General features: G+C 70.2%; 15 protein-coding genes. 12 read left to right on the top strand and 3 right to left on the bottom strand.

All coding sequences use genetic code 11. From position 1 onward, the window contains the following. The first annotated feature begins 88 nt into the window (after nucleotides 1-88). The 6 genes from ruvA (at nucleotide 89) to DW299_RS04410 (ending at nucleotide 7,296) form a co-directional block, all read left to right on the top strand. Nucleotides 89-709, top strand: coding sequence for a Holliday junction branch migration protein RuvA (ruvA, locus tag DW299_RS04435; protein WP_136033636.1), 621 nt, complete (start codon nucleotides 89-91; stop codon nucleotides 707-709). Further along, nucleotides 702-1,727: a Holliday junction branch migration DNA helicase RuvB gene (gene ruvB, locus DW299_RS04430; RefSeq protein WP_136033639.1), complete on the top strand. Its 1,026-nt coding sequence runs from the start codon at nucleotides 702-704 to the stop codon at nucleotides 1,725-1,727. Before ruvA ends, ruvB begins: the two co-directional genes overlap by 8 nt. A 78-nt stretch (nucleotides 1,728-1,805) precedes the next feature. Continuing rightward, the gene (locus tag DW299_RS04425) at nucleotides 1,806-2,201 is read left to right on the top strand and encodes a preprotein translocase subunit YajC (RefSeq protein WP_136035854.1); all 396 of its coding nucleotides are present in this window, start codon (nucleotides 1,806-1,808) and stop codon (nucleotides 2,199-2,201) included. A 55-nt stretch (nucleotides 2,202-2,256) separates the two neighbouring features. Next, nucleotides 2,257-3,987: a protein translocase subunit SecD gene (gene secD / locus DW299_RS04420; protein ID WP_136035852.1), complete on the top strand. Its 1,731-nt coding sequence runs from the start codon at nucleotides 2,257-2,259 to the stop codon at nucleotides 3,985-3,987. Then, the gene (secF, locus tag DW299_RS04415) at nucleotides 3,987-4,976 is read left to right on the top strand and encodes a protein translocase subunit SecF (RefSeq protein WP_136033643.1); all 990 of its coding nucleotides are present in this window, start codon (nucleotides 3,987-3,989) and stop codon (nucleotides 4,974-4,976) included. Before secD ends, secF begins: the two co-directional genes overlap by 1 nt. Nucleotides 4,977-5,043: 67 nt before the next feature. Then, nucleotides 5,044-7,296, top strand: coding sequence for a RelA/SpoT family protein (locus DW299_RS04410; RefSeq protein ID WP_136033645.1), 2,253 nt, complete (start codon nucleotides 5,044-5,046; stop codon nucleotides 7,294-7,296). Here DW299_RS04410 and DW299_RS04405 read toward each other — a convergent pair. Then, on the bottom strand, nucleotides 7,283-7,834 hold the full coding sequence (locus DW299_RS04405; protein ID WP_136033647.1) for a type IV toxin-antitoxin system AbiEi family antitoxin: 552 nt from the start codon (nucleotides 7,832-7,834) through the stop codon (nucleotides 7,283-7,285). The two genes, DW299_RS04410 and DW299_RS04405, sit on opposite strands and share 14 nt — an antisense overlap. Nucleotides 7,835-7,895: 61 nt before the next feature. Beyond that, nucleotides 7,896-9,251, bottom strand: a complete 1,356-nt coding sequence (locus DW299_RS04400) for a DUF349 domain-containing protein (RefSeq protein ID WP_205814324.1) — start codon at nucleotides 9,249-9,251, stop codon at nucleotides 7,896-7,898. 204 nt (nucleotides 9,252-9,455) lie between these two features. On the opposite strand from DW299_RS04400, the gene DW299_RS04395 reads away from it, so the two are divergent. Next, nucleotides 9,456-11,198 (top strand): NAD(P)/FAD-dependent oxidoreductase, encoded by a 1,743-nt coding sequence (locus tag DW299_RS04395; protein ID WP_136035851.1) that lies wholly within the window; start codon nucleotides 9,456-9,458, stop codon nucleotides 11,196-11,198. Beyond that, the gene (locus DW299_RS04390; protein WP_136033650.1) at nucleotides 11,195-11,956 is read left to right on the top strand and encodes a winged helix-turn-helix domain-containing protein; all 762 of its coding nucleotides are present in this window, start codon (nucleotides 11,195-11,197) and stop codon (nucleotides 11,954-11,956) included. The genes DW299_RS04395 and DW299_RS04390 overlap by 4 nt, the downstream gene beginning before the upstream one ends. Before the next feature lie 15 nt (nucleotides 11,957-11,971). Here the strand turns inward: DW299_RS04390 and DW299_RS04385 are convergent, their stop codons facing one another. After that, complete coding sequence (locus DW299_RS04385) at nucleotides 11,972-12,292, bottom strand: hypothetical protein (protein WP_240745316.1); 321 nt, start codon at nucleotides 12,290-12,292, stop codon at nucleotides 11,972-11,974. A gap of 110 nt (nucleotides 12,293-12,402) precedes the next feature. On the opposite strand from DW299_RS04385, the gene DW299_RS04380 reads away from it, so the two are divergent. The 4 genes from DW299_RS04380 to alaS form a co-directional block, all read left to right on the top strand. Continuing rightward, entirely contained in the window at nucleotides 12,403-13,758 is a 1,356-nt protein-coding gene (locus DW299_RS04380) for a replication-associated recombination protein A (protein WP_136035849.1), read from the top strand. A gap of 181 nt (nucleotides 13,759-13,939) precedes the next feature. Next, nucleotides 13,940-14,569 (top strand): 30S ribosomal protein S4, encoded by a 630-nt coding sequence (gene rpsD, locus DW299_RS04375; RefSeq protein WP_136035848.1) that lies wholly within the window; start codon nucleotides 13,940-13,942, stop codon nucleotides 14,567-14,569. A 111-nt stretch (nucleotides 14,570-14,680) separates the two neighbouring features. Beyond that, nucleotides 14,681-14,869, top strand: coding sequence for a hypothetical protein (locus tag DW299_RS04370; RefSeq protein WP_136033658.1), 189 nt, complete (start codon nucleotides 14,681-14,683; stop codon nucleotides 14,867-14,869). Nucleotides 14,870-14,922: 53 nt separating this feature from the next. Beyond that, a partial coding sequence (gene alaS, locus DW299_RS04365; RefSeq protein ID WP_136035847.1) for an alanine--tRNA ligase occupies nucleotides 14,923-17,470 on the top strand: 2,548 nt, incomplete at its 3' end.

The raw sequence follows: 17,470 nt of genomic DNA, 5'->3' as shown, positions 1-17,470 counted from the left end.
GGGCGGACTGACCCCCGCGCAGCGGGCCTGGGCGGACGCGGAGCGTGTCGCTCGAACATATGTGCGAGCGACCTCCTAGGCTGGGAGGATGATCTCCTCTCTGCACGGCACCGTGCTGCACACGACGCCGGACCAGGTCGTCATCGACGTGGGTGGCGTGGGCTTCGCGGTCGCTGTCCCCGCCGATGTCGCGCACACGGCGACGGTGGGGGAGAAGCTGCGCCTGCACACGAGCCTGATCGTGCGCGAGGACGCCCTCTCGCTCTTCGGCTTCGCCGATCGGGCGGAGCTGGAGATCTTCACGCTGCTGCTCAGCGTGACGGGCGTGGGGCCGAAGTCGGCGCTGGGCGTGCTGTCGCATCTGACGACGGACCAGATCGCCGAGGCCGTCACCGCCGAGGACGACGCCCCGTTCCGGCGTGTGTCCGGCATCGGGCCCAAGACGGCCAAGCTCATCGTGGTGCAGCTCGCGGGGAAGGTGCACGCCGTTGCCGCCCCGGCCGCGACGCAGGCCTCGGGGGGGAGTGACATCGTGTCGCAGGTCGCCGCCGCGCTCGTGGGTCTCGGGTGGTCGGAGAAGGTGGCCGCCGAGGCGGCGACCGAGACCGCTGCCGCGGCGACCGAAGCCGAGCGGGCGTCGGTCGCGTCGCTGCTGCGGCGCACGCTCGCCCTGCTCGGCCCGGCGCAGGGAGGATCGGCGCGTGTCTGACCCGCTCGACCCGACCGAGCCCACCGACGAGTCGGAGCTCGCGATCGAGGGCGCGCTGCGCCCCTCCAGCCTCGGCGACTTCGTGGGCCAGCAGAAGGTGCGCGGCCAACTCCAGTTGCTGCTCGAGGCCGCGCGCCTGCAGTCCCGACCCGCCGATCACATCCTGCTCGCGGGTCCTCCGGGACTCGGCAAGACCACGCTCGCGATGATCGTCGCCCACGAGAGCGAGCGTCCGCTCCGTATGTCCAGCGGCCCCGCGATCCAGCACGCGGGAGATCTCGCGGCTCTGCTGTCGAGCCTGATGCCGGGCGAGGTGCTGTTCATCGACGAGATCCATCGCATGGCCCGCTCCGCGGAGGAGATGCTCTACCTCGCGATGGAGGACTACCGCATCGACATCATGGTGGGCAAGGGTGCGGGCGCCACGAGCATCCCCCTGGAGCTGTCGCCGTTCACCCTGGTCGGGGCGACGACGCGCTCGGGCCTGCTGCCCAATCCGCTCCGCGACCGCTTCGGGTTCACCGGCCACCTCGAGTTCTACGAGGAGGGCGAGCTCGAGCAGGTCATCGCGCGTTCCGCGTCGGTGCTGGGGGTCGGGCTCCCGACCGACGCCCTCTCCGAGATCGCGCGCCGATCTCGAGGAACCCCCCGAATCGCCAACCGCCTGCTGCGCCGCGTGCGCGACTACGCGCTGGTGCACGGCGACGGTGCGGCGACGCTGCACGACGTGCGGGCGGCGCTGGAGCTCTATGACGTCGACGCGATCGGTCTCGACCGGCTGGACCGCGCGGTGCTCGACGCGCTCGTCCGGCGTTTCCGCGGGGGACCGGTGGGTCTCAGCACCCTCGCGGTCGCGGTGGGCGAGGAGGCCGAGACCGTGGAGAGCGTGGTCGAGCCGTACCTCGTCCGCATCGGATTCCTGGGGCGCACGCCGCGCGGACGGGTCGCGACACCCGAGGCGTATGCGCACCTCGGGGTGGCGCACCCCGACGGGATGCTCACGCTGGATGACCTATAATCGCTGAAGGCTTCCCCCGATACCTCTGTGCGCCCAATGGCTGGTGCGTGCACCTGAGAAAGGCGCTTCCCCATGCCCATGGAATTCGTGCTCTTCGGCCTTCTGGCCGTGCTCCTGATCTTCATGATCTTCAACACGCGCAAGCGGACGAGGCAGATGAAGGCCGAGCAGGAGGAGAAGGCCACCAAGACGGTTCCCGGCGCGAAGGTCCTCCTGCAGGGCGGCATTTACGGCACCATCGTGGCGTTCGACCCGGACGACCTGGACGCGCCGGCCCTCGTGGAGATCGCTCCGGGCACCGTCATCGAGGTGCACAGCCAGGCGATCCTGCGCATCGTCGAGCCGAAGGACGCTATCGTGGAGGCGCCCGTCGACGGCGTGGATGACCACATCGTCGACGAGCCCGCCGCCCCCACGGCGGAGACGCCGGAGGAGACCCGCGCCCGTCTCGAGCGGGACGCCGACGACAAGTAAGACAGCGGCCCTCGTGGTCGCTCGGATCATCGTCCTCCCAGAAAGCTGAACACACGTGGCTTCATCTTCACCTGTCCGTCACGCCTGGCGGGTCCTCCTCGGCCTGCTCCTCGTGACGGGCGTGCTCTTCGGCATCAACGCGCTGGGTGTGTACGTCTTCAAGCAGAGTTCGTGGGCGCCGGAACTGGCGCTCGACCTGCAGGGCGGCACGCAGATCATCCTCAGTGCCGAGACCGAGGACGGCGCAGCGCCGTCGCAGGAGCAGCTCGACCAGGCCGCGGCGATCATCCGCCAGCGCGTGGATGCCTCGGGTGTCGCCGAGGCCGACATCACCACGGAGGGCGGCCGCAACATCGTCGTCCAGATCCCGGGTGAGGCCGACGAGCAGACCAGGGAGCGCATCCAGTCCAGCGCACAGCTCGAGTTCCGTCCGGTCCTGTACACGACGGCCGCGAGCACCGCGTTCGTGGGCGACGACGGCAACTCCACGCCGTTCCCGAGCCCCGACCCCGGCCTGAACGCCACTCCGACGGCGGAGCCGACCGACGCGAGCGATCTGTCGTGGGTGACCGAGAAGCTGGCCGCGGAGTTCCAGGCGTACGACTGCGCCAACCCCGACAACGATCCGTCGCGTGCGCCGAAGGACGAGCCGGTCATCGCCTGCTCCCCGGACGACACCCAGAAGTTCCTCCTCGGCCCGATGGAGCTCGACGGACGCGCGATCACCGACGCGTCGGCAGGCCGCGACCCCAAGAGCGGCGCCTGGATCGTGCAGCTCACGATGAACGGCGATGGCGCAGACGCGTTCGGCAAGGTCAGCACGCGCCTCAACCAGAACCGCATCGACGGTCTGTCGCCGCGCGACCAGTTCGCGTTCGTGCTCGACGGCGACGTGATCAGTGCGCCGCGGATGAACGGCGTGATCCTCGACGGCCGTCCCAGCATCTCCGGCAGCTTCACTCAGGAGAGCGCGACGACGCTCGCGGATCAGCTCAAGTTCGGTGCGCTGCCGTTGAGCTTCGAGGTGCAGAGCTCCGACACGATCTCCGCGACTCTCGGCACCCAGCAGCTCCAGATCGGGCTCATCGCTGGTCTGATCGGTCTGGCGCTGGTCGCGGTCTACTCCTTGCTGTCGTACCGCGCTCTCGGGACGGTGATCATCGCGTCGATCGCGGTGATGGCGGTGCTGACGTACATCGTGATCTGCATCCTCGCGTGGCGCATCGGGTTCCGCCTGTCGCTCGCGGGCGTCGCGGGTCTGATCGTGTCGATCGGTTTCACGGCCGACTCGTTCATTGTCTACTTCGAGCGGATCCGAGACGAGTTGCGCGACGGCAAGTCGATCACGGCGGCGGTCGAGGACGGGTGGGGTCGCGCGAAGCGCACGATCTACATCTCGAAGTCGATCAACATCCTCGCGGCCGTCGTGCTCTACATCCTCGCGGACTCCACGGTGAAGGGCTTCGCGTTCACGCTCGGCCTGACGACCGTCATCGACGTGATGATCTTCGTCATCTTCACCCATCCGGTGATGCAGCTCCTCGCGCGGACGCGCTTCTTCGGCGGGGGCCACAAGCTCTCCGGACTCGACCCGGCGGCACTCGGCGCCGTGTACCGGAGCCGGTCGCAGTACCGAGAGGTGGCGACGGCATCGGCAGGTCGCGGCGCGAAGAACGCCCGCTCACGCGGTGAGGCGGACCGCCGTCAGACCATCGCAGAGCGCAAGCGTGCCGAGGCCCTCGCCGCGGAGAAACAGACCAAGGGCGGAAGCGAGGGAGACGCCTGATGGCTTCCATGAACGAGTTCGGTAACAACCTCTACACGGGAAAGACCTCCTTCCCGTTCGTCGGACGCCGTCGGCTGTGGTTCATCATCGCGATCGCGCTGGTCGTGGGGTCCGCGCTCGTGCCGCTGTTCCGTCCCATCCAGTTCTCGATCGAGTTCACGGGCGGGTCGCAGTTCACGGTGAACGCCCCGGCCACGCTGAATCAGGACACCGCGAGCGAGGCCGTGCAGTCCGTGGTGCCCGGCGCCGCGACCAAGGTCGTCATCGTGAACGACCAGGACATCCGAGTCCAGACCGACCAGATGACGGCGGCGGAGACGCAGCAGGTCGCCGGCGCTCTCGCCGACGCGTACGAGGTGGAGCCCGACGCGGTGACCTCCTCGTTCATCGGTCCCGCGTGGGGTGAGAGCGTGACGCGGCAGTCCCTGTGGGGGCTGGCGATCTTCCTCGCGCTGACCTTCCTGATCCTGGCGATCTACTTCCGCACCTGGAAGATGTCGGCCGCAGCGATCATCGGGCTGCTCGACGTGCTCGTGATCACGGTGGGCGTGTACGCCCTGGCCGGTTTCGAGATCTCCCCGGCGGCGGTGATCGGGTTCCTCACGATCCTGGCGTACTCGCTCTACGACACCACCGTGGTGTTCGACAAGATCCGGGAGAACACGACGGAGGACGGGGAGAAGACCGCGCGCCTGTTCGGCGAGTCGGTCAACCTCGCGGTGAACCAGACGCTGATCCGATCGATCAACACCTCGGTCGTGGCGGCGCTCCCGGTGGGCGCGATCCTGTTCATCGGTGCGTTCTGGCTGGGTGCGGAGACGCTGACCGACATCTCGCTCTCGATCTTCGTCGGCATCCTCGTGGCGACCTACTCGACGCTGTTCGTCGCGGCACCCCTCTACTCGCTGTTCCGCGAGAACGAGCCGCAGATCAAGGAGCGCGACGCCCGCATCCGTGCGGCGCGCGAGAAGGCGGCCGTCGAGGCCTGACGCCCCCGCTGCGCGGGGCTCGCCCCCTCTCAGCACGCGTAGGATTGTCTGATTCGGAGGTGAGTGGATGGCGGAGCCGCAGACGGCGTCGCAGGGTTCGAGTCTGCGACGGCTCGTGCCCCGCATCTTCTCTCGCGCGTCCCGCATCAACGATCTCGACAACCTGATCCGCACGGTCAGGGCGAATCATCCCAAGGGCGACTTCTCCGTCATCTCCCGGGCCTACGCGGTCGCGAAGGAGAAGCACGAGGGGCAGAAGCGGCAGAGCGGCGAGCCGTACATCACGCACCCGCTGGCGGTCGCGCAGATCCTCGCCGAGCTCGGCCTGGGCCCGCGCGCGATCGCCGCGGCCCTCCTGCACGACACCGTCGAGGACACCGGCTACGCGCTGACCGACCTGACCGCTGAATTCGGCGACGAGGTCGCGATGCTGGTCGACGGCGTCACCAAGCTCGACAAGGTCAAGTACGGCGAGAGTGCGCAGGCGGAGACGGTCCGCAAGATGATCGTGGCGATGTCGAAGGACATCCGCGTGCTGCTGATCAAGCTCGCCGACCGCCTGCACAACGCCCGCACGTGGGGCTTCGTACCCCCCGAGAAGGCGGCGAAGAAGGCGAAGGAGACGCTGGAGATCTATGCGCCTCTGGCCAACCGCCTCGGTATCCAGGCCATCAAGTCGGAGCTGGAAGACCTCTCGTTCGCGGTGCTGCACCCGAAGATCTACAACGAGATCCACAGCCTGATCGCCCAGCGCACACCGCAGCGGGAGAAGTACCTCGGCCAGGTGATCGAGGAGATCGACGAGGACCTGCGGGATCTGCGGATCCGTGGCAAGGTCGTCGGCCGGCCGAAGCAGCTCTACTCCGTGTACCAGAAGATGGTGATCCGGGGGCGCGAGTTCGACGACATCTACGACCTCATCGGCATCCGCGTGCTGGTGTCGTCCGTGCGCGACTGCTACGCCGTGCTCGGCGCGATCCACGCGCGCTGGACGCCGTTGCCCGGCCGCTTCAAGGACTACATCGCCACCCCGAAGTTCAACCTCTATCAGTCCCTGCACACGACCGTGATCGGCCCGGCCGGTCGCACGGTGGAGATCCAGATCCGCACGCACGAGATGCACCAGCAGGCGGAGTACGGCGTCGCGGCGCACTGGATGTACAAGGAGCGGATGAACGGCGGCGGCAAGGCCGAGGTCCGCGCCTCCGACACCGACATGGCGTGGCTCGCGCACATCTCCGACTGGCAGGCCGAGACCGCGGACCCCGGCGAGTTCCTCGACTCGCTGCGCTTCGAGATCGGAGCCAAGGAGGTCTACGTCTTCACGCCGAAGGGACGGGTCATCGGCCTTCCCGCCGGCGCGACGCCCGTCGACTTCGCCTACGCCGTGCACACCGAGATCGGCCATCGCACGATGGGCGCCAAGGTCAACGGCCGCCTCGTGCCGCTCGAGTCGGAGCTCAAGAGCGGCGACGTCGTCGAGGTGTTCACGTCGAAGAACCCCGACGCCGGCCCCAGCCAGGACTGGCTCGGCTTCGTCAAGAGCACGCGGGCGCGGAACAAGATCCGCGGCTGGTTCACGAAGGAGCGTCGCGAGGAGGCGATCGAGCAGGGCAAGGAGGCGATCGCCCGGGCGATGCGCCGACAGAACCTGCCGCTGCAGCGCCTGATGAACCAGGACTCGTTCACCGAGGTCGCGCATCAGCTGCACTACGAAGACGTGTCCGGGCTCTACGCGGCTGTCGGCGAGGGACACGTGTCCACGCAGTCAGTGCTCGAGAAGGTCACCGCCCTGGTGGCGGCGAACGACACGACGACCGGGGCGATCGATCTGCCGGGCAGCGTGCAGACCAGGGAGCCGCGCGGCGGCGACTCCGGGGTGCTCGTGCGCGGTGCGAACGACATCCTCGTCAAGCTCGCCAAGTGCTGCACCCCCGTGCCGGGCGACCCGATCGTGGGCTTCGTCACGCGGGGGAGCGGCGTCTCGGTCCACCGAGCCGACTGCGTCAACGTCAAGGCGCTGAGCGGCGAGCAGGACCGCTTCGTCGAGGTCTCCTGGGCACCGACCACCAAGAGCGTCTTCCGCGTGCAGATCCAGGTCGAGGCGCTCGACCGGTCCGGGCTCCTGTCGGATGTCACTCGAGTGCTGAGCGAGCACCACGTCAACATCCTGTCCGCCACGGTCAGCACGACCGATGAGCGCCTGGCGCTGAGCCGCTTCGTGTTCGAGATGGGCGACGCCGTGCACCTGGACCGCGTGCTGAACGCCGTGCGGCGCATCGACGCGGTGTACGACGTCTACCGCGTCACCTCGTCCTGAGCGCGACCCGCTCGAGGGCGGCGATGCCGACGCGGCTCCCCGGCACACGGCTGGTCCCGCGCAGCTCGACGAGGGCTTGTGCGGTCACCGCCGGGCAGGCGACGGCGAGGGCATCCATCCAGGGAAGCACGCGGGGGTCGCGATGCAGGCTCGTCGCCAGGTCGACCATCGTCCGCGCGGGCGTCGACACGGCGACACCACCGATCACGACGACGTCCGCGGCGGCGAGCACGGTGTCGTGGAAGACCAGGCGGGCACTCGTACGCGGGCGCACGCGACGCTCGACGCACCGCTTCACGTGATGCACGGGCGGCGGTGCGTCTCCGGCGCCGTGGATCCATGCGGCGGTCGGGCCGCAGGCCGCGGCGCCGTCCTGCACGAGAGGCCCGATCGACGCGGCACGCACGTCCGCACCCTCGATGAGGTCGGCCGGGATGTACGCCTCGCCGAGGTCGACGACGTGGCCGTCGAGTCGAGCGGCGGCGAGCTCCGGCAGACTCAGCCGCGCGCCGGGCAGATACAGAAGAGCGGGATGCATCACGCCAGTGTGGCGCAGCGCATCCCGCTCCTGTGGCGGTCGTCGCGGGTTGTGGAAAGCGTCAGCCGCCCAGGGCGTTGAGCCAGGCGCGGCGGGCTTCGAGCGCGTCAGCCGCGGCCTTGGCGGCCTTGGTGTCGCCAGACTTCTCCGCGGCCGCCAGCTCGGCCTCGAGCTTCTCGATGGCCTCGTGCAGCTGCGAGCTCATGTCGTTCGCGCGCGCCTTGGTCTCGGGGTTGTTCTTCTTCCAGTCGACGTCCTCGCGGGCCTTGAGCGCCTGCTCGATCACCCGGAGCTTGTCGTCGAGAGCGCGCTCCTTCTCGCGCGGGAAGATGCGGCCGACCTCGTCCCACTCGCGCTGGATGCGGGTGAGCAGTGCCCGCGCACGCTTGATGTTCGACTCGTCGGCCACGGCCTTCGCCTGCTCCAGAAGAGCCTGCCGTGCCTCGATCCGGGGCGCGGAGTCTGCCTCTTCCGCGGCGGCCTGCTCAGCCCGCGCGGCGTACAGCGCATCGCCGGCCGCCTTGAACCGCGCCCAGAGCGCGTCGTCGGCCTTGCGCCCGGCACGGCCGGCGGCCTTCCACTCGTCGAGCAGGGTGCGGTACGCGGGGATGCCGTCGACGCCGCGGGGAGCGAGAGCCTCGGCGCGCTCGACCAGCCGCGACTTGGCGTCGCGTGCGGCCTTGTGCGTCTCGTCGAGCTCGGAGTAGAAGGCGCGCCGGTGCTTGTCGACCACCGAGCGGGCGTCACGGAACCGCTTCCAGAGCTGCTGCGACACGCTCTTCGACAGGCGCGGACCGTTCTGCTGCTGTGCCTGCCACGACTCGAACAGCTCGTTGAGCTCGGCCGTGACCTGCTTCCACTGCACCTTGCTGAGGTCGCGGGCGGCGATGGCCTCGGCGCGCTCCACCAGGGCCGTGCGCTCCGCGACCGCCTGCTCCACGAGCGCCCTGGCCTGCTGAGCCTCCTGCTCCGTCGCCTCCGAGAGCGAGGCGGTCAGGGCGTTCAGCCGGTCGCGCAGTCCCGCGAGGTCGCCGACCGCTGCGGCATCCGTCGCCTCGGCGATGAGGTGCGAGGCCTGCTTCGCGAGGTCGCTCGCCGAGGCGCCGCCAGCCTGATGGCGCTGCTCGAGCGCGTGCACCTTGAAGGCGATGTCGTCGTACTTGCGCACGAAGTAGGCGAGGGCCTCTTCCGGGGTGCCGTCGGGGTACTGGCCGACCCCCCGCCACGACTCGCCCTCGCGGACCTCGACCGTGCCATCGTCGGAGACGCGACCCCATTCGAGCGCCGAGGCGGAGGGCGCGGGCGTCGCCGGTGCGGCGGGCGCGACCGCGGCGGGCGTCGGGGCCTTCCGGGGCATGGGCACGGCGGGCGGTGCGGGGATGGGCGGGGTCGGCTTCGAGGGCTCGGTGGCAGACACGGTGATTCTCCTTGCGCGGTCGGGCCGCGGGAGGCGGAAAGGACGAGGCTCAGCCTAGTACGACCCGCGCTGCGGGGTGAGGCCGAAGGCGCGTTATCGATTTGTGAGGAGAACGTTCGACGCGCGAAACACGCGACGTCATCTCCGGGTAACACGGCGCTCCTATCGTCGTCCCACGACGGTCCGCAGGTCGACAGGAGGTCCATGGACGACAGCGCATCCCGGAGGACGGAGGTCCTGATCGTCGGCGCGGGGCCCGCGGCGCACGCGTTCGTGGCGCACCTCCTGGGCGATCCCTGCGACGACATTCGGGTCACGGTGATCGGCGACGAGGGGCGCCTGCCGTACGACCGCACCCGGTTGTACCGACTCGTCCGGGGGGACGACCCCGCTGACCTGGACCTCGACCGAGGGGTGTTCCGCGACGACCGCGTGCGCCTGATCCGGGATGATCGGGTGCGGAAGATCGACCGGAAGCTCCGCCGCGTCCGCACCCGCTCCGGGCGCGTGTACATGTACGACGTGCTCGTCCTCGCGACCGGGCGGCACCCGGTTCGTCCGACGCTCGACGGGGCCGGACTGCCCGGGTGCTTCACGTTCCAGTCCGCCGCGGATGCGTCGGCGCTGCGGGCCCATGTGCACGCGCCGCGCGGCGAGCAGTGGCGGCGTCCACGCGCGACGGTCGTCGGTGACGGGCCGGGCGGGTTCGCCGCCGCGCTCGCGCTCGCGGAGAGCGGAGTCGAGGTCGCGGTCGTGCACGAACGAGGGGACCACGCGGATCCGGGTCGTCGCGCCTCGGCGGCAGTCGACGCACTCCTGCGGGAGCGCGGGATCGCGGTGCGGAGGTCGACGCGCGTCACCCGCATCGATGCGGACGAGTCCGGCGCGGTCGCGAGCATCGAATTCCACGACGGTTCCTTCGCCCGGACGGATGCGGTCGTGTTCGCGCCCGCGGTGCGCCCGCGTGACGAGCTCGCGCGGAACGCGGGGCTCACCGTGGTGCCGGGCGGCGGCGTGCTCGTCGACGCCGACGGTCGCACGAGTGATCCGCACATCCTGGCTGTGGGGAGCGTCGCTGTCGCGGCGGACGACGAGCCGGGCCCGCGGGCACCGGGCGGTGGCGGGCGCGTGGCGGACAGGATGCGGGAGGCCGTGGCGACGACACGGACCCGGTGGCTGACGACGATCGTGCGTGCGGGAGGCGTCGAGTTCACGGATCTCCGGTCGTCGCCGGACGGCGAAACCGTCGGAGTCGTCGTCCCCCTGGCGGACGCGCCGGGACGGATCGCGGGCGACCTCCTCCTCTCCGGGGACGGACGAGTCCTGCTCGGTGCGACGGTGCTCGGCGACGAGGACAGGCTCGCGGCCCTCCGCGCGGCCGCGGATGACGGCGCCAGGGCGCGGGCGGTGTCCGAGCTGCTTCGCGAGCACGAGAGCGCTGTGACCTGCGGTCATGCGTTGCTCACGGGGCCATCCCCGGTCACGGGGGTGACGGAGCGACGAGAGCACGGCCTGAGCGGCCTCGCGGAGTTCCCCGAAAGCGCGGAGTGCGCGTTCTGCGCACGGGCGGTCGCGCGGCGCCTCATCGCGCGCGCCGGAGCGGTTGCGATCGGCTCAGGGCGACGGGGTGTCCCCGAGCGGGGCCCGGTCGGACGACCCCGTTCCAGGGAGACCGTGCTCGGCATGACCCTCGCTGTCGCGGGCGAGCTGTCCGGCGCCCAGCTCGTCCTCATCGGACGGCTGGCGGACGAGCACGGGCTGCGGGTGCGGCCCTCCGATGGCGGAGTGCTGGAGCTGCGTGGCGCATCCGCCGCAGAAGTCCCCGCCGTGCTGGGCAGGTTGCGTGCCGCCGGACTGGAGGCTGCGACGCGCGACGGGGGTGGACGTTTCGTCGAGGCGCGGACAACGGGATCCGTCACGCGGCGACGCGAGGAGAGTCCGGCATGAGCATTTCGACGAGCGTGGGCCGGCCGCTGACCGGGTGCCGGATAGCGATCGCCGATGACCCGTCGGCGGGTACTGCGCACGGAGCGGTGGCGTCGCCGACACCGGTCGACGTCGGTGCGCTTCTCGCCGCGGCGGGAGCCGAGGTCGTCCGCGTGCCGTCGGTACGCGCGGATCATTCCGTGCCGGCCGGTGTTCGACGGTCGGTGCACCGCGTCGCGACCGGGCGCATCGACGGCGTGCTGCTCTTCTCGGTCGAGGGCGCGCGTTCCTGGTGGGGCACCGTCGAGCGCCTCGGTCTGGGGGACGCGATCCGAGCCAGGGCGCGGGCGTCGCGTCTGCTGCTCGTCGCCTCGGGTGCGGAGGCGGCCCGGTCACTCGCCGATGCGGACATCCCCGCCACGACGGTCGACGGGGCGCTCCCGGACGACCTCGCACGCGCCGTCGTCGGGTTCTTCTCGGAGCAGGCGCCGATGCAGCGGACGGACGCCGGAGAGCTCGTCGTGCGCAGCGGCGGGGTGCTGCTCGATGAGCGCTTCCTCCCGCTCTCGGCGGGCGCCGCAGAAGTCCTGGAGGCACTGTTCCTCGCGGAGGGGCGGGTGCTCTCCCGGGAGGAGCTCGGGCGGATGCTCGCCGGACGACGACGCAGTGCACGGGCCGTGGAGGTGGCGGTCGCACGGTTGCGCGAGGCTCTGGGCGACGCGGAGCTGGTGCAGACGGTGGTGAAGCGCGGCTACCGTCTCGCTGTCGCCGATCGCTGAGCCGGCGCCGCGGGGTCAGCCCGCCGGTGTGTCCGTCGGAACGGGCGACGGGGAGGGAACGGGAGAGTCGGAGGGAAGGGGGGACTCGGACGGCACCGGGGAGTCGGAGGGGGAGATCGTGGGACTCGGCGTCGGTTCGGGGGCGGTCACCTGCGCGTGCACGACCTGGCTCCCGATCGCGGCGACGACGACGAGACCGCCGACGATCACCGCGACGGTGTTGTCGCGGCGACGGCGGCGGATCTGGTCCTCGTGCCAGCGCGTGCGCGCGGCATGCAGTCGTGCGCGCTCCGCCCCGGTGCGCGACTGTGCCTTCTTGGAACCGCGTGCCGCCATGCCCGATATCTCCATCCCGACGCCCGTCCGCGGCGTCGCCTGAGAGCCTACCGTCGCCCACGGGCGGGTTCCGTCGCCACGGTGTCGGCGCCCGCCGTTAGCCTGGAGGGGTGACTTCTCCTGCCGCGCTGCTCTCCGGGCAGACGCCTCTCGCCGTGCGCATGCGCCCGGTCTCGCTCGATGAGGTCGCGGGACAGCGTCACCTGCTGCGGGCGGGATCCCCGATCGTGGCTCTCGCCGATCCCGAGGCGGCAGCGCCCGGGGCCGTGTCGATCATCCTGTGGGGGCCTCCCGGCACGGGGAAGACCACGCTGGCGCAGGCCATCGCGCGCTCCTCCGGTCGACGGTTCGTCGAACTGTCGGCGATCACGGCCGGGGTGAAGGACGTGCGCGAGGTGATGCAGGAGGCGATCACGCAGCGTGACCTGTACGGCCAGACGACCATCCTCTTCCTCGACGAGATCCACCGCTTCACGAAGGCGCAGCAGGATGCGCTGCTGCCCGGAGTGGAGAACGGCTGGGTCATCCTGATCGCGGCGACCACCGAGAATCCGTCGTTCTCCGTGATCTCCCCGCTGCTGTCGCGGTCGCTGCTGCTCACGCTGCAGCCGCTGACGGACGACGACATCGGTCTGCTCGTCGACCGCGCCGTGACGGATGCGCGCGGGCTCAAGGGTGCCGTGGTGCTCGACGACGAGGCGCGCACGGCTCTCGTGCGACTGGCGTCGGGTGATGCGCGGCGCGCGCTCACGGGGCTCGAGGCCGCGGCCGCGGTCGCGCTGTCCCATGCCGCCGCGGTCGAGGACGGCGACACCGCATCGGACGGCGTCCCCGCGGTGACGGCGGACGATGTGGCGCAGGCGGTGGACAAAGCGCTGCTCCGCTACGACCGTCAGGGCGACGAGCACTACGACGTGATCAGCGCGTTCATCAAGTCGATCCGCGGGTCCGATCCCGACGCCGCACTCCACTACCTGGCGCGCATGATCGAGGCGGGGGAGGACCCGCGTTTCATCGCTCGGCGCCTGGTGATCTCGGCGTCGGAGGACGTGGGTCTCGCCGATCCCCAGGCGCTCGGCATCGCAGTCGCTGCTGCGGACGCCGTCGCCTTCATCGGCATGCCGGAGGGGCGCATCCCGCTCGCCGAGGCCACGGTGTACCTCGCCACGACGGCGAAGTCCAATGCCGCGTACGTCGGCATCGACGCCGCGATCGCCGACATCCGCGCGGGCGGCTTCGGCCGGGTGCCGCTCCACCTCCGCGACGCCCACTACCCGGGGGCGAAGAGGCTCGGCCACGGCCGCGGTTACATCTACTCGCACGACAGCGAATACGGGATCGTGCCGCAGCAGTACCTGCCGGACGAGTTGGACGGACGTCACTACTACGAGCCGAAGAACCTCGGTGCGGAACGCGACATCGGTGCGCGGCTGGAGCGCATCCGACGCATCCTCGGCGACCGCTGACAGTCCGGTCGGTCGGCGCGGCGCCGTCTGTTAGACTTGAGCGGCTCGAAACCGAGTTTTCGGGCATCTCCGCGTTCACACCACACCTCGACGGCGCCCCGGCGTGCGCTCCGAGGCAGAGCGCGGACGATACGTCCGTCGGACGTGAAATCCACGTCCACGTCATCGGAAGGAACACTTCGTGACCACGAAGTCCCAGGACCGCCGCAAGGTGCGTCTCAGCCGTGCCCTCGGCATCCCGCTCACCCCGAAGGCCGCCCGCTACCTCGAGAAGCGTCCCTACGCTCCGGGCGAGCACGGCCGTACCAAGCGTAAGGCCGATAGCGACTACGCCGTCCGTCTGCGCGAGAAGCAGCGTCTGCGCGAGCAGTACGGCATCCGCGAGAAGCAGATGCGCAACACGTTCAACGAGGCTCGTCGTCAGGACGGCCTGACCGGTGAGAACCTGGTCGAGCTCCTCGAGATGCGTCTCGACGCTCTCGTGCTGCGGTCGGGTTTCGCCCGCACCACGGCTCAGGCTCGCCAGCTCGTCGTGCACCGTCACATCCTCGTCGACGGCCAGCTCGTCGACCGCCCGTCGTTCCGCGTGAAGCCGGGTCAGCTCATCCACGTCAAGGCCAAGAGCGAGGGCACCGAGCCCTTCCAGGTGGCGGCAGCCGGCGGTCACGCCGAGGTGCTTCCTCCCGTTCCCGCCTACCTCGAGGTCGAGCTCGACAAGCTCCAGGCCCGCCTGGTCCGTCGCCCGAAGCGCGCCGAGGTCCCCGTGACCTGTGAAGTGCAGCTCGTCGTCGAGTACTACGCGGCTCGCTGATCCAGCGATCGAGCATCAGGCAGGAGGCGTCGGGGATTCCCGACGCCTCCTGTCGTTTCCGCCTACGATGGAGAGACCGCGCCTTCGCGGCTCTCAGGCAAGGATGACGACATGAAGACTGTGCTGTGGTTCCTCATCGGCGTGATCGGCGGCTTCGTCGCGGCTCACTTCATGAACAAGGACCCGCGCGGCCATGACATCCTCGCCGACGTCGACGCCCGCATCAACGGCTTCACCGCCGCGCTCGGCGACGCGTATCGCGCCCAGGAGGCGCGGCTCACCGAGCCGGGCGAGAACTGAACCACCGCAGCCGCGCATCGACGCGCTCCCTCACACAAGGACAACCGGGACCTATGAACACTGCGGAAATCGCGCAGCGCTATCTCTCCTACTTCGAGAAGAACGATCACCTCATCGTCCCCTCGGCCTCCCTCGTCAGCGACGACCCGTCGCTGCTCTTCACGGTCGCCGGCATGGTCCCGATGATCCCGTACCTCACGGGCGTGGTCCCCGCTCCGCATCCGCGCATCGCCGATGTGCAGAAGTGCATCCGCACCAACGACATCGAGGAGGTCGGACGCACGGCGCGTCACGGCACGTTCTTCCAGATGCTCGGCAACTGGTCGTTCGGCGACTACTTCAAAGAGGGCGCGATCCGCTACGCGTGGGAGCTGCTCACGACCTCCGAATCCGACGGCGGGCTGGGCTTCGACGAGAAGGACCTGTGGGTCACGGTCTACGAGACCGACGATGAGGCGGAGGCCATCTGGCGCGACATCATCGGGCTGAAGCCGGAGCGCATCCAGCGCCTCGGCCGCGCGGACAACTACTGGAACACCGGGCAGCCCGGCCCCGGCGGACCCGACTCCGAGATCTTCTTCGACCGTGGCCCGTCCTACGGCAAGGACGGCGGTCCGGCGGCGGACGACAACCGGTTCATGGAGCTGTGGAACCTCGTGTTCATGCAGGACTTCCTCGAGAACATCCGGAGCAAGACCGAGTTCGACATCGTGGGCGAGCTGCCGATGAAGAACATCGACACCGGCATGGGTCTCGAGCGCGTCGCCTTCCTCAAGCAGGGCGTCGAGAACATGTACGAGATCGACCAGGTGCGGCCCGTGCTGGACCGCGCCGTCGAGCTCTCCGGACGCCGCTACGGAGCCGTGCACGAGGACGATGTGCGCTTCCGCGTGATCGCCGATCACGTGCGCTCCTCGCTGATGCTGCTGTCCGACGGCGTGCGTCCGTCGAACGAGGGCCGCGGGTACATCCTGCGCCGCCTGATGCGGCGGACCGTGCGGGCGATGCGTCTGCTGGGCGTCGACGAGCCGGCCTTCCCCGAGCTCTTCTCCGCGTCGCGGGACGCCATGAAGTCGGCCTACCCCGAGCTCGAGCGCGACTGGTCGGTGCTGTCCTCGGCCGCCTTCGCCGAGGAGGAGACCTTCCGGCGCACCCTCGCCCAGGGCTCGACCATCCTCGACCTCGCCGTGGACGACACGAAGAAGAGCGGCGGGACGACCCTGAGCGGCTCCGAGGCCTTCCTGCTGCACGACACATACGGCTTCCCGATCGACCTCACCCTCGAGGTCGCCGAGGAGGCCGGGCTCGACGTCGACCGTGCCGCGTTCGACGCGCTCATGCAGGAGCAGCGTCAGCGCGCCAAGGACGACGCGCGCAACCGCAAGCGGCAGCTCGCCGACGTGTCGGTCTACCGCGACCTGCGGGCGCTCGGCGAGACCGGTTTCGACGGCTACACGGCCCTCGAGGTCGACTCGCGGGTGCTCGGCATCCTGGTCGACGGTGCCTCCGTGCGCAGCGCCGCGGAGGGACAGATCGCCGAGGTCGTGCTGGCGGAGACGACGCTGTATGCGGAGTCCGGCGGCCAGGTCGCCGACAAGGGCACGATCGTGGGCCCCGGCTACGAGCTCGAGGTGCTCGATGTGCAGCGCCCCGTCCCCGGGCTGATCAGCCACACCGTCGAGGTGACGCGGGGGAGCGTGGCGGTGGATGACGCGGCCACGACCATCGTCGACGCGGCCAACCGGCGTGCGGCGCGGCAGGCGCACTCGGCGACCCACCTGGTGCACGCCGCTCTGCGCGACACGCTGGGCCCGACCGCGACCCAGTCGGGCTCGCTGAACCGTGCGGGCTATATGCGATTCGACTTCGCGTGGTCGCAGGCGCTGTCGGGAGAGACGCGCTCGGAGATCGAGGAGATCACGAACCGCGCCGTGCAGGACGCCCTCGAGGTGACGACGCGCATCGTGACGCTCGACGAGGCCAAGGAGGCCGGGGCGATGGCTCTGTTCGGCGAGAAGTACGGCGATGTCGTGCGCATGGTCGACATCGGCGGCCCCTGGTCGCGTGAGCTCTGCGCGGGCACGCACGTGTCGACGAGCGCCGAGATCGGGCTGGTCAGCGTGGTCGGCGAGTCGTCCGTCGGGGCATCGAACCGCCGTATCGAGGCTCTCGTCGGTGCCGACGCGTTCCGCGAGCTGGCCGCCGAGCGCGCGCTGGTCTCGCAGCTGACGGCGTCGCTCAAGACTCCGCGCGAGCAGCTGCCGGAGCGGATCGCCGATCTCGCCGCGAGCCTCAAGGCCGCCGAGAAGCGCATCGCGCAGTTCGAGGCCAAGGAGCGGGCGGGGCAGATCCCCGCGATCGCGGAGGCCGCGTCCCGCATCGGCGCGTTCCGGGTGGCCGCACAGTCGCTCGGTGAGGTGGCCTCGGCGGACGACGTGCGCGATCTGGTGAACGGCGTCCGTGAGCGGCTGGGGTCGGAGGCGGCAGTGGTCGCCCTCGGCGCGATCGTCAATGGCCGGCCGGTCGTGGTCGTCGCCACGAACGAGGCGGCGCGTTCGGCGGGCGCGAAGGCGGGTGCGCTCGCGAAGCGCGCAGCCGCCT

The organism is Microbacterium sp. K35, assembly GCF_004794375.1.
Classification (GTDB): Bacteria; Actinomycetota; Actinomycetes; order Actinomycetales; family Microbacteriaceae; genus Microbacterium; species Microbacterium sufflavum.
The sequence above is the reverse complement of the archived record's forward strand: the minus strand, read 5'-3'. Positions and strand labels throughout refer to the sequence as shown.